We start from the raw sequence: 19409 nt of genomic DNA, 5'->3' as shown, positions 1-19409 counted from the left end.
TCTTGTCAATAACAAGCAGGCATGAAATTTGTATTTGTTTATCTTTCATAATGAATTTAACTAAAAAAATCGAATATTTGACTGTTAATTTACTTTTTCGTCTCAATTTATTACATGAATTAATCTAGAAATGCTTGCTGTAATGCTTTCAGTCCATCGCTGTAAATACCATGAAACAGATTTATTGCCTCTTCATCACTAACCTCAACAGGAGTGAATGTACCAGACCACTCTACTAACGATGTGTTACTTTCAGTACCTTCTTTCACCTGGATTGTAGATAGATAATTAGTGACTGGGAATGGTGCATTCATGATTGAATACGTGTAGTAGCGTTCTTTATCATTGAATACTTCTAAGCGTTCTATAATTGTATCGCCATCTGGATTAGCTAGATGACGTACACGACCGCCTTCCGTTAATTTACTGCTAGGTATATAAGGTAACCAGTCTGGAAGGGAGTTGAAACCTCCGATTAATTGCCATACTTGTTCAGGTGAACCGAAAATTTCCATAGATGTAGTAGTATGTGCCATGTTCATTACGCTCCTTTTTATCTCGATATTTGCGAGCAAATAATCAGTGGGGATGACCCCACTGATTAAGGTTTCAAATTATTTTACGTTGATTGGTAGTGGTGCATTAGGTGCTACTAATTTTTGTTCGCGCATTTCTTCCCAGAATGCTGCTGGAATTACTGTATTTAAGGCGTTTTTGGTCTTCTACAATTCGTTCCGGTTTACTTGCACCAGGAACAACAGCAGCAACTGCTGGATTGGCTAGTGAAAATTGTAGTGCAGCAGCTTTGATGCTGATTTCGTGACGATCTGCAAGAGCTTTGATTTTCTCAACCTTTGCAATAATTTCTGGCGATGCTTTTTGATATTCGAAGTGAGCGCCTCCAGCAAGAATACCTGAGCTATATGGGCCACCAACAACAATATCCATATTATGCTTTACAGCTGCAGGCATTACTCGTTGCAATGCACGTTCGTGGTCTAATAATGAATAGCGACCAGCTAATAAGGATATATTTGGTTTCGCTTCTTCTAAATCAAGCATAAGTTCAATTGATTCTACTTTGTTTACTCCAAGCCCCCAGCCTTTAATGACTCCTTCTTCACGTAAACGTGTTAGCGCACGGAATGCTCCTGTTCGAGCAATTTCAAATTGTGAAATCCACGCATCACCATAAAAGTCTTGTGCTAAATCATGAATGAAAACAAAGTCTAGACGATCTGTTTTTAAACGTTTCAAACTTTGCTCGATAGAACGAAGTGTTGCATCTGTGCTATAGTCATTGATCATTTTATTTTTGCGACCAAATTCGAAAAGCCCGCCTTTTTCACCTAAATCACGTGCAGATGGATCTTCTAATTCATCCGAAATAGTTCGACCTACTTTCGTACTTAAAAAGTAATCATCACGATTTCTTTTTGATAGTGCTTCACCAAGACGAATCTCCGCTAAGCCAGATCCATAAAGTGGAGCTGTATCAAAGTAACGAACGCCATTCTTCCAAGCAGCATCCACTGTAGCGATTGCTTCTTCCTCTGGGATATTACGGTACATATTTCCTAGTGGTGCTGTACCAAACCCGATTTTTTCTTTTAGTAATTTACTCATTATAGATATCCTCCTAAAATGTATTTGAAAAATATTTATTCATTGTGAATGGATGTGAAAATGAAAACATGTCATTTTATCGTCTGACAAAATGTATGAGAAAAATACTCACTTTAAAGTAAAGGTACTAACAGGTAATTTCTAACACTGCATGACTCACTCAACCCTTACAAATGCTATTATGAAATGTATTTTACATAATGAAAAGTACGTACTTTAAAGTGATATAGATACTAAAAAGTAATACAGGTACTTTTTGGTGCCGTACTACTCATCTGCTGTTTACGTATGCTATTATGAAACATGTTTAACAGGGTAAAAAGTACGTACTTTAAGGTGCTATAGATACTTAAAAGTAATATTTAAATATTTTAGCTTATTTGTCTTATAAAATTATTAAAGGAGATTTTTATATGAAAACATACAATATTCCTGTAGAGGCAACTTTAGAGGTTATCGGTGGAAAGTGGAAAGTAGTTATCCTTTGTCATTTAAAGAAAGACAAAAAGAGAACGTGCGAATTAAAACAATTAATGTCTGGTATTACACAAAAGATGTTAACGCAACAATTACGTGAATTAGAAGAAGATGGTGTAATCGAGAGAAAAGTGTATAACCAAGTGCCACCAAAAGTAGAGTACTCTTTAACTGATTACGGTCATTCTTTAGATTCTATACTCGATACTCTTTGTAACTGGGGAGAAAATCATCTTGAAAAGAATGGGAACACATCTATGCTTATAACAGCAGCTGAATAAAGAAAGAAAAAACGAACGAGAATACGTTCGTTTTTTCTTTTTGTATAGAGGGAGATTTTTACGCAGCATAATTACTTTTTTGTAATATAGGTACTTTTTTGTGCTGTAGGAACTAAAATGTGCCGTATAGAAAATTATTTGTTTTTACGCAACAATAGAGAAGAAATTTAGAAAAAAGGAGGGAGATCGTGTGAAACAATACAATATACCGATAGAGGCAACTTTAGAAATTATCGGGGGAAAGTGGAAGGTCGTTATTTTATGTCACTTAACGAAAGGGACGAAGCGAACGAGTGAGTTGCAACGTTTGATTCCTGAAATTTCTGTGAGAATGTTAACGCAGCAACTACGCGAGCTGGAAGAAGATGGTGTGATTACACGTGAAATTTATAAAGAAATTCCCCCTCGAGTAGAATACTCTCTAACCGATTATGGGTGGTCTTTACAGAATGTATTAAATCAATTAACCGCATTGGGGAGAACGATGCATAGATAGAAAAAACACAGAAGTTAAGTGAAATCTCTATATGTAATATTGAAAACACCACCTAATGACGAGGTGGTGTTTTTCGTTTTAAAACTTTAGAAAGTTGTTATGATGAAAAGTAAAATTTTTGAGAACCTGTTTCAGTCATGGGTACTTAAAAGTGCCTACATCACTTTAAAGTACGTACTATGCTTCATAATATAACCGTTTTATAATGACACTCGTAGCAAGAAGTCAGTACAATAACGATTTTAAGCTATGTTCAAAAAGACTTATTAACTAGTATAGTTTTTTGTTCAATTTTTTAGTAGGAGATGTTTTTATGGTTGAAGAACTTTTTTATAAAAAAATACTCAAAAATCTGTTTTCAGATCCAGTTCAAATTACACTTTGGAATGGAGAAACAATCCAATATGGCGAAGGGGAACCTCAATTTCACATAACATTCCATAAGCCACTTTCAAAAAAAGAAATCGCTAAGGATCCTTCTATTGCATTCGGTGAAGCATATATGAATGGGGATCTTGAAATAGAGGGTAACCTTGAAAAAGCAATTCAATCTATTTATAAAAGGCAGGATAGCTTTTTAGGTGATAGTAAGTTGCAATATTTCAAAAGTAAATGGAATTTCTCAAAACAAAAAAATAAAGATGATATTGCTCATCATTATGATATTGGGAACGATTTCTATAAATTATGGCTTGATGAAACAATGACATATTCTTGTGCATATTTCCAAAATGAGCAAGATTCTTTAACGACAGCGCAGCATAATAAAGTGAATCATATTTTGAAAAAGTTGAACCTTCAAAAAGGTGATACGCTATTAGACATCGGTTGTGGGTGGGGTGAACTCATTACAGCTGCCGCTAAACAGTACGGTGTGAAAGCGATGGGAGTAACGTTAAGTGAGGAACAATATGCTAAGACTTCTGAGCGAATTAAACAAGAGGGACTTACGGATTTAGTTGAAGTATCTTTACTTGATTACCGCGATATTAAGAATCATAAATTTGATAAAATTGTTAGTGTAGGTATGATCGAACATGTAGGAAAAGACAACATTACGCAATACTTTGAAACAGTTAACAAATTATTAAATGATGGCGGGATTTCTCTACTGCATTGTATTACTTCTCCGGCTAATGGTGGTGCTACGAATGGTTGGATTGAAAAATATATATTCCCTGGTGGGTATGTTCCTGCTGTGAACGAATTAATCACGAACATGACAAACGAACAATTTTTTATTGTGGATGTAGAAAGCTTACGTAGACATTACGGAAAAACATTACAACATTGGGCTCGAAATTTTGAAAACGTACTAGAGGAAGTTCGTAAAACGAAAGATGAGCGATTTATCCGCATGTGGCGTTTATATTTAAATGCATGTGCAGCTTCGTTCTTTACAGGTAATATTGATTTACATCAATTTGTATTTACAAAAGGGATTAATGATACAATTCCGATGACACGTTCGTATATGTATGAATAAGAGCATGTAACCAAGTAGCTCTCAAGTCATTGAGTATAAATAAAATGATGATAGGATATAAGTCTATAACGTAAAGTCGAGATGGGAATCAGAAAATGATTTCTATCTCGACTTTTTAGTATATAATTTTAAAATTAAAACTATATACTTTTAAAGAAAAAATATATAATAAATGTAGAAACGAAAATTTATGAGCAAGGAAGTTGAAGAACATGACATTAACAATGGGCTTTATTGGATTTGGAAAATCAGCTAACCGTTATCACCTACCTTATCTAAAGACACGTAATAATATAAAAGTAAAAACGATTTTTGTACGTCAAATAAATGAAGAATTAGCGGCTCCATATGAGGAAAGAGGTGTTTACTTCACTACTGATTTGGACGAATTGTTGAATGACAAAGAAATTCAAGTCGTGACGATCTGTACGCCAGCACATACGCATTATGAATTAGCAAAAAAAGTTATACTAGCCGGAAAATCAGTTATCGTTGAAAAACCATTTTGCGATACAGTAGAACATGCGAAAGAATTATTAGCTTTAGGACGAGAGAAAGGTGTAGTCGTTATGCCTTATCAAAACCGTCGTTTTGATGGTGATTTTTTAGCTGTAAAGCAAGTAGTTGAACAAGGATTCCTTGGTGATATTATTGAGATTGAATCACATATTGATTATTTCCGTCCTGGTTCAATCACTCATGAAGCTCCAAAAGAAGAAGGTTCATTTTACAGTTTAGGTATTCATACGATGGACCGCATGATTTCACTATTCGGCCGTCCAAATACAGTGACATACGATATTCGTAATAATGAAGTGGAAGGTGCGGTTGATAACTATTTCGATGTTGGTCTACATTATGGAAATCAGTTGAAGATTAAGCTGAAAACGAACCATATCGTAGCAAAAGATTATCCACGCTTTATCGTTCATGGAACAAATGGCTCTTTTATTAAATACGGTGAAGATCAGCAGGAAAATGATTTGAAAGCGGGTATTATGCCTGAGAGTGCAGGATTTGGTGAAGATTCGCCGATGTATTATGGAATTGCTAAGTATCGTAATGCAAATGGTGACTGGATTGAAAAACAAATTAAAACGCCGCTTGGTGATTACGGTCGTTTCTATGATGCAGCGTATGACACAATTGTAAATGGTGCACCAAAACTTGTGAAAGATGAAGAAGCAGTAACGAATATTGAAATCTTGGAAAACGGATTTGCTGCCCCATCACCTTCAGTTTACAAACTTGAGGCTTTACATTTGAATGAATAGAAGAGAGTTTGCAGTATAAAGGAGGTATGGAAATGGCAAGCGGATCAACACAAGTAAAATACCTCGGCATTTATCAAAAGATTAAACAGCAAATTTTAGACGGATGAATATAAAATCAACGAAAAAATTCCGAGTAGCTCCGTCCTTGCTGAAGAATTCGATGTTTCAGCACTTACGATTAAAAAAGCGCTGGATCTATTAGTAAGAGACGGCTACATTATCCGTCGGCGCGGAAGTGGAACAGTGGTACAAGATTGGCATCAGCAGGAAAAGGCACGAATGATTCAAACTTTAACAGGTACGAAAGCTGTTTACGGTAGTGAGGTAGAAAGTAAAATTATCGAGTTTGCGATTGTAGGTGCTGATGAAGTAGTTGCTGAGAAATTGGGAGTTTCAATTGGTGATTTCGTCTATAAAATCATTCGCCTCCGCATCATTCACAGCATTCCGACGATTATGGAGCATACATGGATGCCAATTTCGGTTATCCCAGGTGTTGAAGCTTCTGTTTTAGAGGAGTCGATATACTCACATATTCAAAATAAACTTGGTCTTGAAGTAGGGACATCTGTTGTCAGGGTTAAAGGGATTCGCCCAGATGATAGGGAAAAGCAGTTTATGAACTTAACAAATCAGGATTTCCTAATGCGAGTTGAGCAAGTAGCTTACTTAACGGATGGACGAACTTTTGAATATTCTTATGCAGATCATCTACCGGAAACCTTTGAGTTTGAAACAGTCATTACGGCAAAAAAATTATAAAGAGACATAAAATAGGTTGAGGCAAGCATTGTCTCAACCTATTTTATGTCTTCTACAGTTATGATTCATCTGCTGTAATCAGCATGGATGTGTTCCCGGTTTTTTCAAGATGAACTTCTCCCCAGGAACAGAGGGAATCGAGTATAGCTCCTAAAGACGAACCGTAATCCGTTAAAGAATACTCTACTTTTGGTGGTACTTGGTCATATACTTTCCTTTGGATTACACCATCTTCTTCTAGTTCCCGTAATTGTTGCGTTAACATTTTTTGCGTAATACCAGGCATTAAACGTTTTAATTCACTCGTTCTTTTTGTTCCTTTTTTTAAATGACAAAGGATAACAACTTTCCACTTTCCGCCAATAACTTCTAAAGTCGCTTCTACAGGAATATTGTATGTCTTCATAAAAAAACTCCTTTGATGAATTTAGATTACAGTTGTGAGCCTACATCCGTTGCAATACTAAAATTATTTCTTTTTAGTACCTATAACACTTTAAAGTGCGTACTATTTATTGTGCTAAATATCGGTCATAATAACCGATGTAAGAGAGAAATAAGCAGAACGGCACTTAAAAATGCATATGTTACTTTTTAGTACCTATAACACTTTAAAGTACGTACTTTTTATTAGGATGAATATAATCCATAATAGCACTTGTAAGCAAGAAATGCGTGAAATGTGCTTTGAAGGAGCCATCATGCTATGGGGAATTTTACATGAGAATAATTTGTTGTGTTATTAAAATTAATCCAAGACTTAACAGTTGATTAATTGAACTGTAAAGTTTAAAATTACAGTAAGATTTTTAAAAGTGAGTTGTTAACGTCTGTAAAATGTAGCATGAATAATAGAGATAAATGAAACATTGCTGAATAATTAACATTATGTGAATTTGATTCTAAACTGTAATTTTTTTTAATACATTTCAATAAGCGATATTTAAAATGTACGTTTAATAACATTAAAGGAGTGAGTTAAATATGGTAATTCTATATACAACAGCAAGCTGTGCTTCATGCCGAAAAGCGAAAGCATGGCTTGAAGAGCATCAAATTGATTATATTGAAAAAAACATCGTATCAAATTCTATGACAGTTGATGAGCTTAAATCGATTCTTCGTTTAACTGAAGAGGGGGCTACTGAAATTATTTCAACTAGATCCAAAACTTTTCAGGACTTAAATATAAATATTGATGAGCTCTCGCTAAATGAATTTTATACATTAATAATTGAGCATCCACTAATGTTGCGTCGCCCGATTATGCTGGACGAAAAAAGATTGCAAATTGGTTTTAACGAAGAAGAAATTCGCAAATTTTTACCACGTAGTGTCCGAACATTTTTAAACATTGAACTGCAAAAGTTGGCTAATTAATAAGTAATAGTATGAAAGAGAAATTTTTTGAAAGGAGGAAACTGAAGGTGATAGAAGTATGCGTTACAGTTAATTATAAAGATAGAAACTATCAAACAAATGTTATTGTGAGTAAAGATACGATTTGGACAAAAATTGAACAGTTGGCAGAAGAACAAGTGAAGAAACAGTGGAGTGTTTAATTTTCTTTTTAACTTAAAAAGCTAAATGAAGTTATCAGATATAGGTGGGACGGGATAGAATATAATGGAATTAATTTTTTATGGCAAGAAGCATTCCACATGTTTTAACGTTCTAACCAATCTGTAATATTTATGGCTACAGTATGTTAATATATGAGAAACAATATTTTTAATCGTAGGAGGAAAATCATGAACAGCGACTTTACCTTGGCCATACACAGTTTAACTTATTTAGCTTTACAGCCAGACCGGATGTCAACAAGTAATGCTATTTCAGAAAGTGCAGGTGTTCATCCAGTACGCATTCGCAAAGTACTAAGTTTGTTAAAAAAACATAAGTTTATACAATCGAAAGAGGGGACTGGTGGCGGTTTTATTTTCGCTCGCGATTTAGATGAAATTAATCTTTGGCATATTTATCAGATAACCTCTGAAGGTGCTTTGCAGCCGAAGTGTCCAGAATCAAACAATCAGTGTGTTGTAGGTTCGAATATGCGAAAAGTTCTTTTCGCTATTTTCTTAGGTGCTGAAGAGCATCTAGGTGAATACTTAAAGAATTATACAATGAAAGAAGTTGTTGACCTTATCAATCAAGAGCGTTAAGCGGCTTAACTATTATATAGCCGTGAGTTCTTAACATTTAAATGTAATGAAAAATATTACAGTATAATTTGTTTTTATATCTTTTTTATCGTCACAAAAAATATTTATAGGAAGGTGAAACGGTATGATGTCAAATAATAATCATGTTTTAAAAGTAGGAGATTGGGTTCGTGGAATATCAAATGAAGGTGAATTAATAGTTGGTTATATTGTATCACTTGATGATGTAGAGGATATAGTTACAGTTAGTATTGTGAAACGTGACGGCCAGTACACAATAAACGAAGCGATTTTACTCTTTAGTAAACACGTTAACAAACTCCCTGAATCAAAGGTAATAAATAAGGAACAAATCCTTTATCTTATAGATCTTGCATTATTAACAGGGGATGAAGAATGGTTTATCGAGCTTTCTTCAAAATTAAACTCGATAAAAGAGCTAGTTAATGAGGGATTTTAAAATTTAAACTTTTGAGGGTGCACACAATCCGCCTTATGGGACACAATTACTTTTCGCATAAAAGGAAATGATGTAAAAACGATTCATTACTAATATAGAGATATCCCTGAAGAAGAGCCGAACAAACTACAATTAAGATGATATTGAAGTGATTTGTTTGTGTATTCCTGATAACGATAATTATGTAAATGAGCTGTCCATATGGGGCAGCTTTTTTGTTTTTTGCTCAGTGTAGCTTTTTAAATTGTATATGAATTCAATATTAATAATATATATCCTAAAATTTGGTTTTTGTATTTTGGGATTTTTTTCTTTTTACCTACATTAATTATTTATTAGAATATCTTTTATGTTTAAAATAAAATTTTTTGATAAAAGGGGATATAAGTATTTTTATAATAAGTCACCTAGAAAAACAATGTATTATTGTATTTTTTTACTAACTAATTCAGCTTTAAGCGATAAAAACAATGGCTACATGCTAACTGTAAAATATTATCCATATAAAATTATTCCTCTTTAATATTTCTGAAAATATAAAAATATTAATTTTATAAATATACACGTTATAATGAGGGCGTCGAGAGAAATTTTATTATCTCTGGAGAAAATATAAAAAATGCGATTATTAGTAAGAAAGGTGTGTGATTAGAGGCGAAATGTATGTAATGTGCTTCAGTGGCTTGTGTGAGCAATATCATCAGTGCTACCGAAGTTATGAAAGTAATGTATAGAATTGAGAAAGAAATGCCTCGCAAATGAAGAGAGGCCGGTTTAGCTAAAATTACTGTTAAAAGTAAAAAAGAGAAACCATTAAAGTAATACACTGTTATTAGAAATGTTGCAACGTATTTATGAAGTCTATTCTATATTGTTCTCTTAAGGGTTCTTTATATAAAGAGCGGATATTACGAGTAAACTTTTTTGTGAACGCTAACAATTATATTAGGACGCTAATTAGCGAATGTTTCAATTTGGATTCATTATGATGAAGGACATACAATGTGGGGCAACTTGTAAGGAATTCATTTTTCAAAAAGGGAATATTTGTTAGGTGCAAAGAGAGATGCAGGAATAGATACAAGGGGGAGTTATTATATGAACGGGAATACTGCAAAGAAAATAGAAGTTCAAGCTGAAAATACCGCACTAAAAAATGAGCAATATGCAGATCCGAAAAAGTGGCATAAGCAGGATACTACATGGGCACTCAGTCTATTTGGAACTGCAATTGGAGCAGGGGTGCTCTTTTTACCGATTAATGCAGGTTCAGGTGGTTTATTATCTTTACTACTAATTACATTGCTTGCATATCCAGTTATGTACTACTCACATAGGGCACTTGCTAAAATGATATACGCTTCTAATTCTGCTGATGAGGGGATCACAGGTACAATTAGAGAGTATTTCGGAAATAAAGCGAGTATCATTTTTAACATCGTATATTTCGGTTCAATTTATACAATCGTACTAATGTATTCGGTTGCGCTTACAAACACTGCAAGTAGTTTTATCGTGCATCAATTGCACATGCCAGAACCTCCAAGAGCTATTTTATCACTTGTATTAGTTCTTGGTCTTATCGCTATACTGAATTTTGGTCAAGATATTACTGTAAAGGTAATGAGTATGTTAGTGTATCCTTTCATAGTTTCTCTACTGTTTATCGCAATATCTTTAATTCCACAGTGGAATACGTCAATGCTTAGTTTTTCAGCTGTTTCAACTGCTTCAACAGGAACAGGCTATTTTGGGACGATATTGATGATTCTACCAATCATCGTATTCTCATTTAATCATTCACCTATGATTTCATCATTTGTTGTGAAACAGAGAGCTACGTATGGAATCGAAGCCACTGATGCTAAATGTGCGCAAATACAAAAGGTTTGTTATATCATGACATTCGCTGTTGTTATGTTCTTCGTTTGGAGTAGCGCATTGAGCTTGACTCCAGATGATATAAAAATGGCAAAAGAACAAAACTTATCAATTCTTTCATATCTTGCTAATGAGCTTAATTCGCCTGTAATCACTATTGCAGCTCCAATTATTGCTTTTGTGGCTATTACAAAGTCTTTCCTTGGCCATTATATAGGAGCATTTGAAGTAATGCGTGACATGATTATTAAGTTTGGTAAATCACGTGGAAAAGATATTGAAGAAAAAACAATTAAGACAATAATTCTTACTTTTGTTGTATTATCATGCTGGTTTGTTGCTTATACAAATCCAAGTATTCTTGGACTTATTGATTCTCTAAGCGGTCCTTTAGTTGCTGCTATCTTATGTCTATTACCGATGTATGCGATTCAAAAAGTGCCAGTACTAGCTAAATACAAAGGGAAAATGAGCAACGTATTTGTTATTATTGTAGGTGTACTTACTGTCTTAGCAAGTATTAAGTCATTATTCTAATTCACTATTGTTGATTTTAGTGTCAAAGTAGTGGAATATGAAATATCTATTTTTGGACAAACTTCTCAAGTTGGAGAGTTTGTCCTTTTTATTCAATCTATTAACAAACAGCCACCTTTCAGATAAGGTGGCTGTTTCGGTATTAATTTATTAGTCACGTCTAAATGGCCCTTTTGGAGCAATTAGCTCTAAATTAGTACCATCTGAATCGGGGAAGTAGGCAACTCTTGTACCAAATCCAGATTTCTAGCCATCTTCTTGAAAGATAATTGGTTCTCCATATGGGTGCTATCTTATGCCCATCAGGCTAACAAAATGGATTGCCTCTGAAACAAAAAAATGATTTTTATTACTATAAAAAACGTAAAGTATCTGTTTTTAGAAAAAATTAATTTTTATAAATTGATGGAGATATAACTCAATTCTTTTATATATTTAGTTAAATATGATTGTCAGAATGAACTTAAAGTAATTATGATTTCTAGAAATGCGAACTGATGTTTTGAATTGGTTTAAAGTTGCTGGAACAAAATAAAACCAATTGAGCAAAAAAACTTGCAAAAATAAAAAGAGAGATGTATATTAATTGATGTATCAATAATTGATATATCAATTAATATTTTGACAAGAAAGAAAAGGAACATTTTATGAAGGAAATGTTCGTAAATATCAGTGGAGAAGAACGCAAAATACTTATTCATGTTCTATTACAGGTGCAAAAAAATGTAGAGAATATTAAAGAATAGAGAGTGTAGGGGGCAGAATAGTGTGGAAATAATCGCAGCTATTTTAGTCGGGATCGTAGCATTAGAACATTTGTTTATCATGATCCTTGAAATGTTTTTTATTGATTCAAAAGTAGCGAAACGTGCTTTCAAATTACCGAAGCATTTAGAAGGAGATCGAAACGTAGCCATTATGTTTGCAAACCAAGGTTTATATAATGGATTTTTAGCGGCTGGTCTCATTTGGGGACTTGTACTTGGACTCAATCCAATTGGTTATATGGTCCAATTATTTTTCGTGATTTGTGTGGTGATAGCAGCTATTTTCGGAGGTTTCACATCTAATAAATCAATTATTGTGAAACAAGGACTTCCAGCTGTTTTAGCACTGGTTGCCCTTTTATGTATGATATAGAATCAAAGTTTCTCAATAAAAGAACTCATTTTTGAAAAATACGCTATTCTTTCTGTAGAATTATAGGAAAGGATGGCGTTTTTGTATGTCTATTTCTATAAGTAGTGAATTATAACTATTCCCTCAAGGGACTCAACTGCTTTTCAGCTTTTGGATATATTTTCATCCATCTTTGTTTCCTCCTATTGTTGGATAGTGTAATAATTGATAAAAATTTTGATGAAATTGGATTATAACGATTGATCAAAAAAGTTAGTGATTAAAAATATTATTCTTTAGTACATACATTTTTAAGATGTTAAATATATTTCATAATAGTCTCTGTAAGATAGGGATAAGTAGAATAGTACTTTAAAGTACCTATAGCACTTTAAAGTGCGTACTTTTTATAACTTTGAATATCATTCATAATAGCACCAGTAAGAAGAAAACAAGCTTTACGGTACTACTAGTTACCAACGATGTTACAGCAGTTTATTTGGAATCAGATTGATTGAAGGGTTGTACTATATGGCCTAATAATTTCGAAAAAATGTCGGTGTGGCATAAAACAATTATGGAGGTTAAAAATATGAGCACTTCAAATTTGAATGAAATAAGTAAACAAATTTTAAAAGAGGAGGAAACGCTTCAATTTTCCTCTTTTACAAATGAAGATGCCTTGCAACTAGGTTTATTTATCGTTGAAACAGCAAAGCGAGAGGGGAAATTGATTGCTGTTGATATAACGAAAAATGGTGTGCAATTATTTCATTTCAAGATGACAGGGACAAATGCGGAAAATACGAAATGGATTGAGCGTAAAAAACGAGTCGTTTCCCTGCATGATCGTAGCTCGTATTATATGCAGATACAAAGTGAAATAACTGGAATTTCATATAATGAAAAATATCTTTTAGATACTTCGGAATATGCTGCGTTTGGTGGATGCTTTCCTATCAGGATAAAAAACGTAGGGGTTATTGGAATGATAACAGTTTCAGGATTACCACCAGAAGAAGATCACGAATTGGTAGTAAGAGCAGTTAAAAATCATTTGAACCAATAGTTGTAACTAGTCAATAGATAATTAAATTTAGGGGGCAATACTATGCCATTAATCGAGCTAAATACTTGGCCAACCATGTCAACAGAAGAAAAGAAGGAATTTATTTATAGTGTAACGGAACTTACAATAAAACTATTAAAAATTGTCCCTGACAAAATTCAAGTGTTGATAACGGAACTTGAGAAAGAAAACTGGGGGAAAGCTGGGGCTGTAGCAAGTGATGCTACCTTTGCTGTGAAAAGTAGGGTGTCCGATTGGGAGACAAAAGAGTCTTACGATACACTAGGTCGTAACGTTAATGGAATGGCTATTATTAAGGTTGATATATGGAATACATTTGATCAAGAGACAAAGGATAAGTGGGTAAACGAACTTACACAAGTAACATCTAAATATACTCATGCACCTTTGGATAAAGTGCTAATTCTTATTCGTGAAATGATTCCAGGGAACTGGGGACAAAGTGGTGTAACAGGAGCTAATGCAGATTTCCTTTCCAAAAGTCGTACATTTTAATCATTAAATAAAAAAGGCAAAAATGAACACATTTCTGTTCGTTTTTGCCTTTTTATTATTTGTCTGTGGTAATGAACATGATCCTTTATATGTTTAAGTAATATTCTCTAAAGTTGCCTCTACGGGAAAGTGTATTTCTTCATTTGAAAGTCTTTTTCATGGAATGTAGATTTCAATTTTTGAGCAAAATAAGCTAGGTTATATAAATATTACTTTTTAGTACCTATAGTACTTTAAAGTACGTACTTTTTATTAGGGTGATTATCATTCATAATAGCACATGTAAGAGAGAAACAAGCTTTACGGTACTGGTAACTAACTATGTTACTTTTTAGTACCTACAGCACTTTAAAGTACGTACTATTCATTGTATTGAATATATTTCATAATAGTACATGTAAGAGAGAGACAAGCTTTACGGTACTAAAAAGTACCTATAGTACTTTAAAGTGCGTTCTTTAAAAAAAGAATGAAACCATTCATAATAGCGTTTGTAGAGATTAAATATGTTTTTTAGAAGATAAAAGGGCCTTTTTATCGCACTATTATGATAGGAATTATAGGGAAGAGGGGAAACTCAATTGAATTCATATACAGCATCGTCTTCAGAAGTTCAGACGAATCGAAGAAGTATATTTGCGTTGTTAGCGTTAGCAATTAGTGCGTTCGGGATTGGGACAACTGAATTTGTTAGTGTCGGTTTATTACCATCTATTTCGGAAGATTTACATGTGTCGGTTACAACGGCTGGTTTAACAGTTTCTTTATATGCGTTAGGCGTAGCGTTTGGGGCTCCAGTATTAACGTCATTAACAGCTAATATGTCACGAAAAACGTTATTAATGTGGATTATGATTATTTTCATTATTGGTAACGGAATCGCAGCGGTAGCAACAAGCTTCACTGTATTACTTATTGCGCGAATTATTTCTGCACTTTCGCATGGTGTGTTTATGTCAATTGGTTCAACAATTGCTGCGGCACTTGTCCCAGAAAATAAACGGGCTAGCGCGATTGCGATTATGTTTACTGGTGTAACAGTTGCAACTATTACAGGTGCACCAATTGGAACATTTATTGGTCAACAATTTGGCTGGAGAACATCATTTTTAGCAATTGTAGTAATTGGAATTATCGCCTTAATTGCAAATAGTATTCTCATTCCATCTAATATGAAAAAAGGTGCGTCTGTATCATTCCGCGATCAATTTAAACTGATTACGAACGGAAGACTGTTACTAGTTTTCATTATTACTGCATTAGGATATGGGGGAACATTCGTAACTTTTACGTATTTATCTCCGTTATTACAAGAGGTAACAGGATTTAAAGCAAATACGGTTACTATCATTTTATTAGTGTATGGAATCGCCATTGCGATAGGGAATGTGATTGGCGGAAAATTATCGAATCATAATCCAATTCGAGCGCTATTCTACATGTTCTTTATTCAAGCGATTATACTATTTGTTTTAACATTTACGGCACCATTTAAGGTAGCTGGGTTAATCACAATTATTTTAATGGGGCTATTCGCATTTATGAATGTTCCAGGGTTACAAGTATATGTCGTAATGTTAGCTGAACGATTTGTACCGAGTGCTGTCGATGTTGCATCGGCAATTAATATTGCGGCGTTTAATGCTGGGATTGCTCTTGGTGCTTATTTAGGCGGTATTGTAACGAACTCGTTAGGGTTAATTCATACAGCTTGGGTAGGCGGCATTATGGTAGTAGGTGCTGTTATTTTAACAGCATGGAGCATGACATTAGAAAAAAGAGATCAAGTAAAATAAAAGGAGAGAAAATAAAATGAAAAACTTACAAAGTAAAACAGTATTAAGTAATGGTGTGGAAATGCCTTGGTTTGGTTTAGGTGTATTTAAAGTAGAAGAAGGACCAGAACTTGTAGAAGCGATTAAATCAGCAATTAAAGCAGGATACCGCAGCATTGATACAGCTGCAATTTACGGAAATGAAGCAGCTGTAGGTGAGGGGATTCGTGCCGGTATTGAAACAACTGGTATTTCAAGAGAAGAATTATTTATTACTTCAAAAGTATGGAACGCAGATCAAGGATATGAAGAAACGATTGCTGCATACGAAGAGAGCTTAAAAAAATTAAAGCTAGATTATTTAGATTTATATCTTGTTCACTGGCCTGTAGAAGGGAAATATAAAGATACATGGAGAGCGTTAGAAACACTTTATAAAGAAAAGCGTGTACGTGCAATTGGCGTAAGTAATTTCCAAATTCACCATCTGCAAGATGTAATAAAAGATGCAGAAATTAAGCCGATGATCAACCAAGTAGAATACCATCCTCGTTTAACACAAAAAGAATTACAAGCTTTCTGTAAAGAACAAGGTATTCAAATGGAAGCATGGTCACCACTTATGCAAGGTCAATTATTAGATAACGAAACATTACAAGAGATTGCTGAGAAACACGGTAAAACAACAGCTCAAGTTATTTTACGTTGGGATCTTCAAAATGGAGTAATCACAATTCCGAAATCAACGAAAGAGCACCGCATTATTGCAAATGCAGATGTATTTAACTTTGAATTAACGAAAGAAGATATGGAAAAAATCGATGCATTAAATCAAAATCACCGCGTTGGTCCAGATCCTGATAACTTTGATTTCTAATAGAAATGAGTAAAAAGAGTGCAAAAATTGCACTCTTTTTTTATTTTCTATTCAATAAAATGTTTCTGTTTATATTATGACTTTTAAATTACTTTAGGCGAGCTAAAGAACTTATTAACAGTATTAAAGTTTGACATAAAATAATGCATTCTATATTATATATGCTATAGCATATAAATTGCGATTTATTTGAAGGTGGCATATGGACTTATATGAGTTAACAGGACATCTTGTTCATCATACTGATGTGAAGTTAACAAATTATATAATGTAAGTTTTTAATCACATATTGCTTATAAAATTTATCCTTTATATGCTGTAGCATATAAGTGTTATCTCATAACTTGTAACGGTAAAAATTTAAATAATACAGTAGATATATTATGAAACGAGGAGATTTTAGTAATGGAAAAATTCATATTAGCGTTTGATAGAGAACTTGTAATTGCAGAAAAAAAAGACTCAACATGGAGCGTCCAATCGCAGTTTGTAGGTGCGAATCCGGTTGCATTAGCTTCAGATCCATACGATCCAGAAAGAATGTATTGTGGTACCTTTGACAGGGGATTATGGAGAAGTAAAGATGGAGGAAGTTCATGGGAAGCGATTGGTGCGTTACCTTCCTTTGGTGAAGTGTTCCCAGCAAATGCTATTCATATGAGAGCTATTACAGCAGTTTCTGTATCTCCAGAGAAGGGGGATGACGGTAACGGGATTGTATATGTAGGAACTGAACCGAGCGCAATGTTCGTATCCAAAAATGGAGGAGACAGTTTTGAGCTGCTAACTGATTATCGACAAATGCCATCATATTCATCATGGTTCTTTCCTCAAAGAACATATACACACCATGTAAAACATATTGAAATTGATGCTAATAATCCAGAAACTATTTATACGACTATTGAGGTTGGGGGATTAATTAAAAGTGTAGATGGAGGTAAGACATGGACTGAGGAAAAAGAGGGGAACTATCCTCAAGATATTCACATTCTTACATCACATCGCAATGCCCCAAATCGTTTATACGGGGTGTTAGGTGATTCATTCTTGAAAGAACCAGGTCAAGAGTATGCGGAGAGTAATGATGGAGGTAAGACGTGGAACTATATGTGTAGTGGGCTAAAGCATCATTACGCATATCAAATGGCAGTTAACCCAAATGATCCAGAAAATATTATCATCGCGACATCTTCAAATCCACACGTAGCGCATGATTACAATAATGGAAATTGTGAATCATTTATTTATAAGAAAGAAAAAGATCAGCCTTGGGCGGAAATGAATGCAGGTTTACCAACTCCTAAAGGGACAATCATACCAGTATTAAAGGCAACAAGTGATGGAACGTTTTATCTGTTTAGCAATAAAGGAGTGTATCAGTCAGTAGACGGTGGTTCAAATTGGACATCATTAGAGATTCCTTGGGAGAATAGATTTATGGAACAACATCCATATGAGATGTTAATTATTAAATAAGTGACGGGTATAGTTTTTACTACTATTCATTGGTAATGTTTAGTTGAATTTAAATTGAAAATGTAAAAAGCCAGGTAATGTGTTATTTCATGCTACCTGGCTTTTTTGACCAGCAATTTAAGGTTATTTTCATATTTGTGTAAATATGAAACAAGCAGGATACATGGATAGAGAATGGGTAAAATAATACCGAATGATCACTAGATTGTATCAATGATGCTATAAGTGTTTTTTTAGGGAAACTGAAGCAAGAAGCAGTGGTTTAGATTCAGAATGACTAGCAATTGGTGTTATGGTGTTCAATGGTTCAAAAATGAACTCATTTCAACTCATATTATCTTCGCAATGTATCATTTTGAAGAATATTAAAACTTAGGAGGAAATGAATTATGACAAAAGATTTCTATACTGCACTGAAAGAAAGACGTACTTATTATGGAATTAACAAAGAGGTACAAGTATCGGATGAAAAAATTAAAGAAATTGTGGAGTTTGCTGTGAAATATACTCCATCAGCTTTCAATTCTCAAACTGCGCGATTAGTTGTATTATTTGGTGAAGCTCATGATAAATTATGGGATATTACAACTGAAACATTAAGAAAAGTAGTTGGAGATGGAGATTTCTCAGGAACGCAACAAAAAATGGATTCTTTTAAAGCTGGTTATGGAACAGTACTATTCTTTGAAGATGAGGCTATCGTTAAATCGCTTCAAGAAAAATTTGCTGCATATGCTGAAAACTTCCCAATTTGGTCATACCAAGCATCAGGTATGCACCAATTAGTCGTGTGGACAGGTTTAGAAGCAGAGGGATTAGGGGCATCTTTACAACATTATAATCCATTAATTGACGATGAGATAAAACAAGAATGGAATGTCCCTGCTAATTGGAAGCTAATTGCACAAATGCCATTTGGTAATCCAACAGCTGCACCAGGTGAAAAAGAATTCCAACCACTTGAAGAGCGTGTGAAATTTCATAAGTAATATTCAAATGCAATAAAATGGAAATTTAATTAGTGGTGGTCTTACTGTCCGCAAATAGCGGGATAAGCTAACTGTATTGCGAAAATAAAACTGTTTAGTTACAAAAATTCTATTTATTATTTCTGTTAATCGAGTATGTA

General features: G+C 33.9%; 18 protein-coding genes and 4 pseudogenes. 18 read left to right on the top strand and 4 right to left on the bottom strand.

All coding sequences use genetic code 11. The features are described from left to right. Positions 1-119: 119 nt before the first annotated feature. Together BC_RS17015 and BC_RS17010 are read right to left on the bottom strand one after the other, a co-directional pair. The gene (locus tag BC_RS17015) at positions 120-536 is read right to left on the bottom strand and encodes an SRPBCC family protein (protein WP_000951521.1); all 417 of its coding nucleotides are present in this window, start codon (positions 534-536) and stop codon (positions 120-122) included. Positions 537-614: 78 nt separating this feature from the next. Then, a pseudogene (locus BC_RS17010) lies at positions 615-1626 on the bottom strand (aldo/keto reductase). Between the two features lie 413 nt (positions 1627-2039). Between BC_RS17010 and BC_RS17005 the strand changes: the two are divergent. The 5 genes and pseudogenes from BC_RS17005 to BC_RS16985 all read left to right on the top strand — a co-directional run bounded on the left by BC_RS17005 (position 2040) and on the right by BC_RS16985 (position 6412). Further along, entirely contained in the window at positions 2040-2384 is a 345-nt protein-coding gene (locus BC_RS17005; RefSeq protein WP_000860820.1) for a winged helix-turn-helix transcriptional regulator, read from the top strand. Positions 2385-2574: 190 nt separating this feature from the next. Then, the gene (locus BC_RS17000; RefSeq protein WP_011110266.1) at positions 2575-2880 is read left to right on the top strand and encodes a winged helix-turn-helix transcriptional regulator; all 306 of its coding nucleotides are present in this window, start codon (positions 2575-2577) and stop codon (positions 2878-2880) included. Positions 2881-3193: 313 nt separating this feature from the next. Then, on the top strand, positions 3194-4366 hold the full coding sequence (locus BC_RS16995; RefSeq protein ID WP_000229037.1) for a cyclopropane-fatty-acyl-phospholipid synthase: 1173 nt from the start codon (positions 3194-3196) through the stop codon (positions 4364-4366). Positions 4367-4578: 212 nt separating this feature from the next. Next, positions 4579-5640 (top strand): oxidoreductase, encoded by a 1062-nt coding sequence (locus tag BC_RS16990; RefSeq protein ID WP_000176601.1) that lies wholly within the window; start codon positions 4579-4581, stop codon positions 5638-5640. 32 nt (positions 5641-5672) lie between these two features. Beyond that, positions 5673-6412: pseudogene (locus tag BC_RS16985) on the top strand (GntR family transcriptional regulator). Between the two features lie 48 nt (positions 6413-6460). Here BC_RS16985 and BC_RS16980 read toward each other — a convergent pair. Further along, positions 6461-6808: a winged helix-turn-helix transcriptional regulator gene (locus BC_RS16980; RefSeq protein WP_000860832.1), complete on the bottom strand. Its 348-nt coding sequence runs from the start codon at positions 6806-6808 to the stop codon at positions 6461-6463. A gap of 578 nt (positions 6809-7386) precedes the next feature. On the opposite strand from BC_RS16980, the gene spxA reads away from it, so the two are divergent. From spxA to BC_RS16955, 6 genes and pseudogenes are all read left to right on the top strand, one after another. Further along, entirely contained in the window at positions 7387-7782 is a 396-nt protein-coding gene (spxA, locus tag BC_RS16975; protein ID WP_000236189.1) for a transcriptional regulator SpxA, read from the top strand. A 47-nt stretch (positions 7783-7829) separates the two neighbouring features. Further along, on the top strand, positions 7830-7964 hold the full coding sequence (locus tag BC_RS16970; protein ID WP_000573516.1) for a BA3454 family stress response protein: 135 nt from the start codon (positions 7830-7832) through the stop codon (positions 7962-7964). Positions 7965-8153: 189 nt separating this feature from the next. Beyond that, positions 8154-8567, top strand: a complete 414-nt coding sequence (gene saiR / locus BC_RS16965) for an Rrf2-family transcriptional regulator SaiR (protein ID WP_001083465.1) — start codon at positions 8154-8156, stop codon at positions 8565-8567. A gap of 124 nt (positions 8568-8691) precedes the next feature. Next, positions 8692-9027: an IDEAL domain-containing protein gene (locus tag BC_RS16960; protein ID WP_000987462.1), complete on the top strand. Its 336-nt coding sequence runs from the start codon at positions 8692-8694 to the stop codon at positions 9025-9027. 7 nt (positions 9028-9034) lie between these two features. Beyond that, positions 9035-9120: pseudogene (locus BC_RS28455) on the top strand (DUF3888 domain-containing protein); the annotation flags it as partial. Between the two features lie 1005 nt (positions 9121-10125). Then, entirely contained in the window at positions 10126-11445 is a 1320-nt protein-coding gene (locus BC_RS16955; protein ID WP_001014168.1) for an aromatic amino acid transport family protein, read from the top strand. Between the two features lie 150 nt (positions 11446-11595). Here the strand turns inward: BC_RS16955 and BC_RS28450 are convergent. Continuing rightward, positions 11596-11730 (bottom strand): annotated as a pseudogene (locus BC_RS28450) (VOC family protein); the annotation flags it as partial. A 483-nt stretch (positions 11731-12213) separates the two neighbouring features. Here BC_RS28450 and BC_RS16950 point away from each other — a divergent pair. The 7 genes from BC_RS16950 to BC_RS16920 all read left to right on the top strand — a co-directional run bounded on the left by BC_RS16950 (position 12214) and on the right by BC_RS16920 (position 19269). After that, positions 12214-12585: a DUF1304 domain-containing protein gene (locus BC_RS16950; RefSeq protein ID WP_000402472.1), complete on the top strand. Its 372-nt coding sequence runs from the start codon at positions 12214-12216 to the stop codon at positions 12583-12585. 532 nt (positions 12586-13117) lie between these two features. Next, positions 13118-13633: a heme-degrading domain-containing protein gene (locus BC_RS16945; RefSeq protein WP_002195678.1), complete on the top strand. Its 516-nt coding sequence runs from the start codon at positions 13118-13120 to the stop codon at positions 13631-13633. A 42-nt stretch (positions 13634-13675) separates the two neighbouring features. Next, positions 13676-14149 (top strand): tautomerase family protein, encoded by a 474-nt coding sequence (locus tag BC_RS16940; RefSeq protein ID WP_001128308.1) that lies wholly within the window; start codon positions 13676-13678, stop codon positions 14147-14149. Positions 14150-14730: 581 nt separating this feature from the next. Beyond that, positions 14731-15945: an MFS transporter gene (locus tag BC_RS16935; protein ID WP_001089891.1), complete on the top strand. Its 1215-nt coding sequence runs from the start codon at positions 14731-14733 to the stop codon at positions 15943-15945. Positions 15946-15961: 16 nt separating this feature from the next. Continuing rightward, positions 15962-16801, top strand: a complete 840-nt coding sequence (locus BC_RS16930) for an aldo/keto reductase (protein ID WP_000793567.1) — start codon at positions 15962-15964, stop codon at positions 16799-16801. Between the two features lie 405 nt (positions 16802-17206). Next, positions 17207-18280 (top strand): glycosyl hydrolase, encoded by a 1074-nt coding sequence (locus BC_RS16925; RefSeq protein ID WP_000410434.1) that lies wholly within the window; start codon positions 17207-17209, stop codon positions 18278-18280. A 389-nt stretch (positions 18281-18669) separates the two neighbouring features. Continuing rightward, a complete protein-coding gene (locus tag BC_RS16920; RefSeq protein WP_000158941.1) occupies positions 18670-19269 on the top strand; it encodes a nitroreductase family protein in 600 nt (199 codons plus the stop codon). Positions 19270-19409: the final 140 nt, after the last annotated feature.

Origin of the sequence: Bacillus cereus ATCC 14579 (genome assembly GCF_000007825.1) — a bacterium.
GTDB classification, from domain to species: Bacteria; Bacillota; Bacilli; order Bacillales; family Bacillaceae_G; genus Bacillus_A; species Bacillus_A cereus.
The sequence above is the reverse complement of the archived record's forward strand: the minus strand, read 5'-3'. Positions and strand labels throughout refer to the sequence as shown.

Excerpts from the sequence above, each read along its gene's own strand:
- BC_RS17015 (WP_000951521.1), bottom strand. The coding sequence starts at position 536 with ATGGCACATACTACTACATCTATGGAAATTTTCGGTTCACCTGAACAA.
- BC_RS17005 (WP_000860820.1), top strand. The coding sequence starts at position 2,040 with ATGAAAACATACAATATTCCTGTAGAGGCAACTTTAGAGGTTATCGGT.
- BC_RS16995 (WP_000229037.1), top strand. The coding sequence starts at position 3,194 with ATGGTTGAAGAACTTTTTTATAAAAAAATACTCAAAAATCTGTTTTCA.
- BC_RS16990 (WP_000176601.1), top strand. The coding sequence starts at position 4,579 with ATGACATTAACAATGGGCTTTATTGGATTTGGAAAATCAGCTAACCGT.
- BC_RS16980 (WP_000860832.1), bottom strand. The coding sequence starts at position 6,808 with ATGAAGACATACAATATTCCTGTAGAAGCGACTTTAGAAGTTATTGGC.
- spxA (WP_000236189.1), top strand. The coding sequence starts at position 7,387 with ATGGTAATTCTATATACAACAGCAAGCTGTGCTTCATGCCGAAAAGCG.
- saiR (WP_001083465.1), top strand. The coding sequence starts at position 8,154 with ATGAACAGCGACTTTACCTTGGCCATACACAGTTTAACTTATTTAGCT.
- BC_RS16960 (WP_000987462.1), top strand. The coding sequence starts at position 8,692 with ATGATGTCAAATAATAATCATGTTTTAAAAGTAGGAGATTGGGTTCGT.
- BC_RS16955 (WP_001014168.1), top strand. The coding sequence starts at position 10,126 with ATGAACGGGAATACTGCAAAGAAAATAGAAGTTCAAGCTGAAAATACC.
- BC_RS16945 (WP_002195678.1), top strand. The coding sequence starts at position 13,118 with ATGTCGGTGTGGCATAAAACAATTATGGAGGTTAAAAATATGAGCACT.
- BC_RS16940 (WP_001128308.1), top strand. The coding sequence starts at position 13,676 with ATGCCATTAATCGAGCTAAATACTTGGCCAACCATGTCAACAGAAGAA.
- BC_RS16930 (WP_000793567.1), top strand. The coding sequence starts at position 15,962 with ATGAAAAACTTACAAAGTAAAACAGTATTAAGTAATGGTGTGGAAATG.
- BC_RS16925 (WP_000410434.1), top strand. The coding sequence starts at position 17,207 with ATGGAAAAATTCATATTAGCGTTTGATAGAGAACTTGTAATTGCAGAA.
- BC_RS16920 (WP_000158941.1), top strand. The coding sequence starts at position 18,670 with ATGACAAAAGATTTCTATACTGCACTGAAAGAAAGACGTACTTATTAT.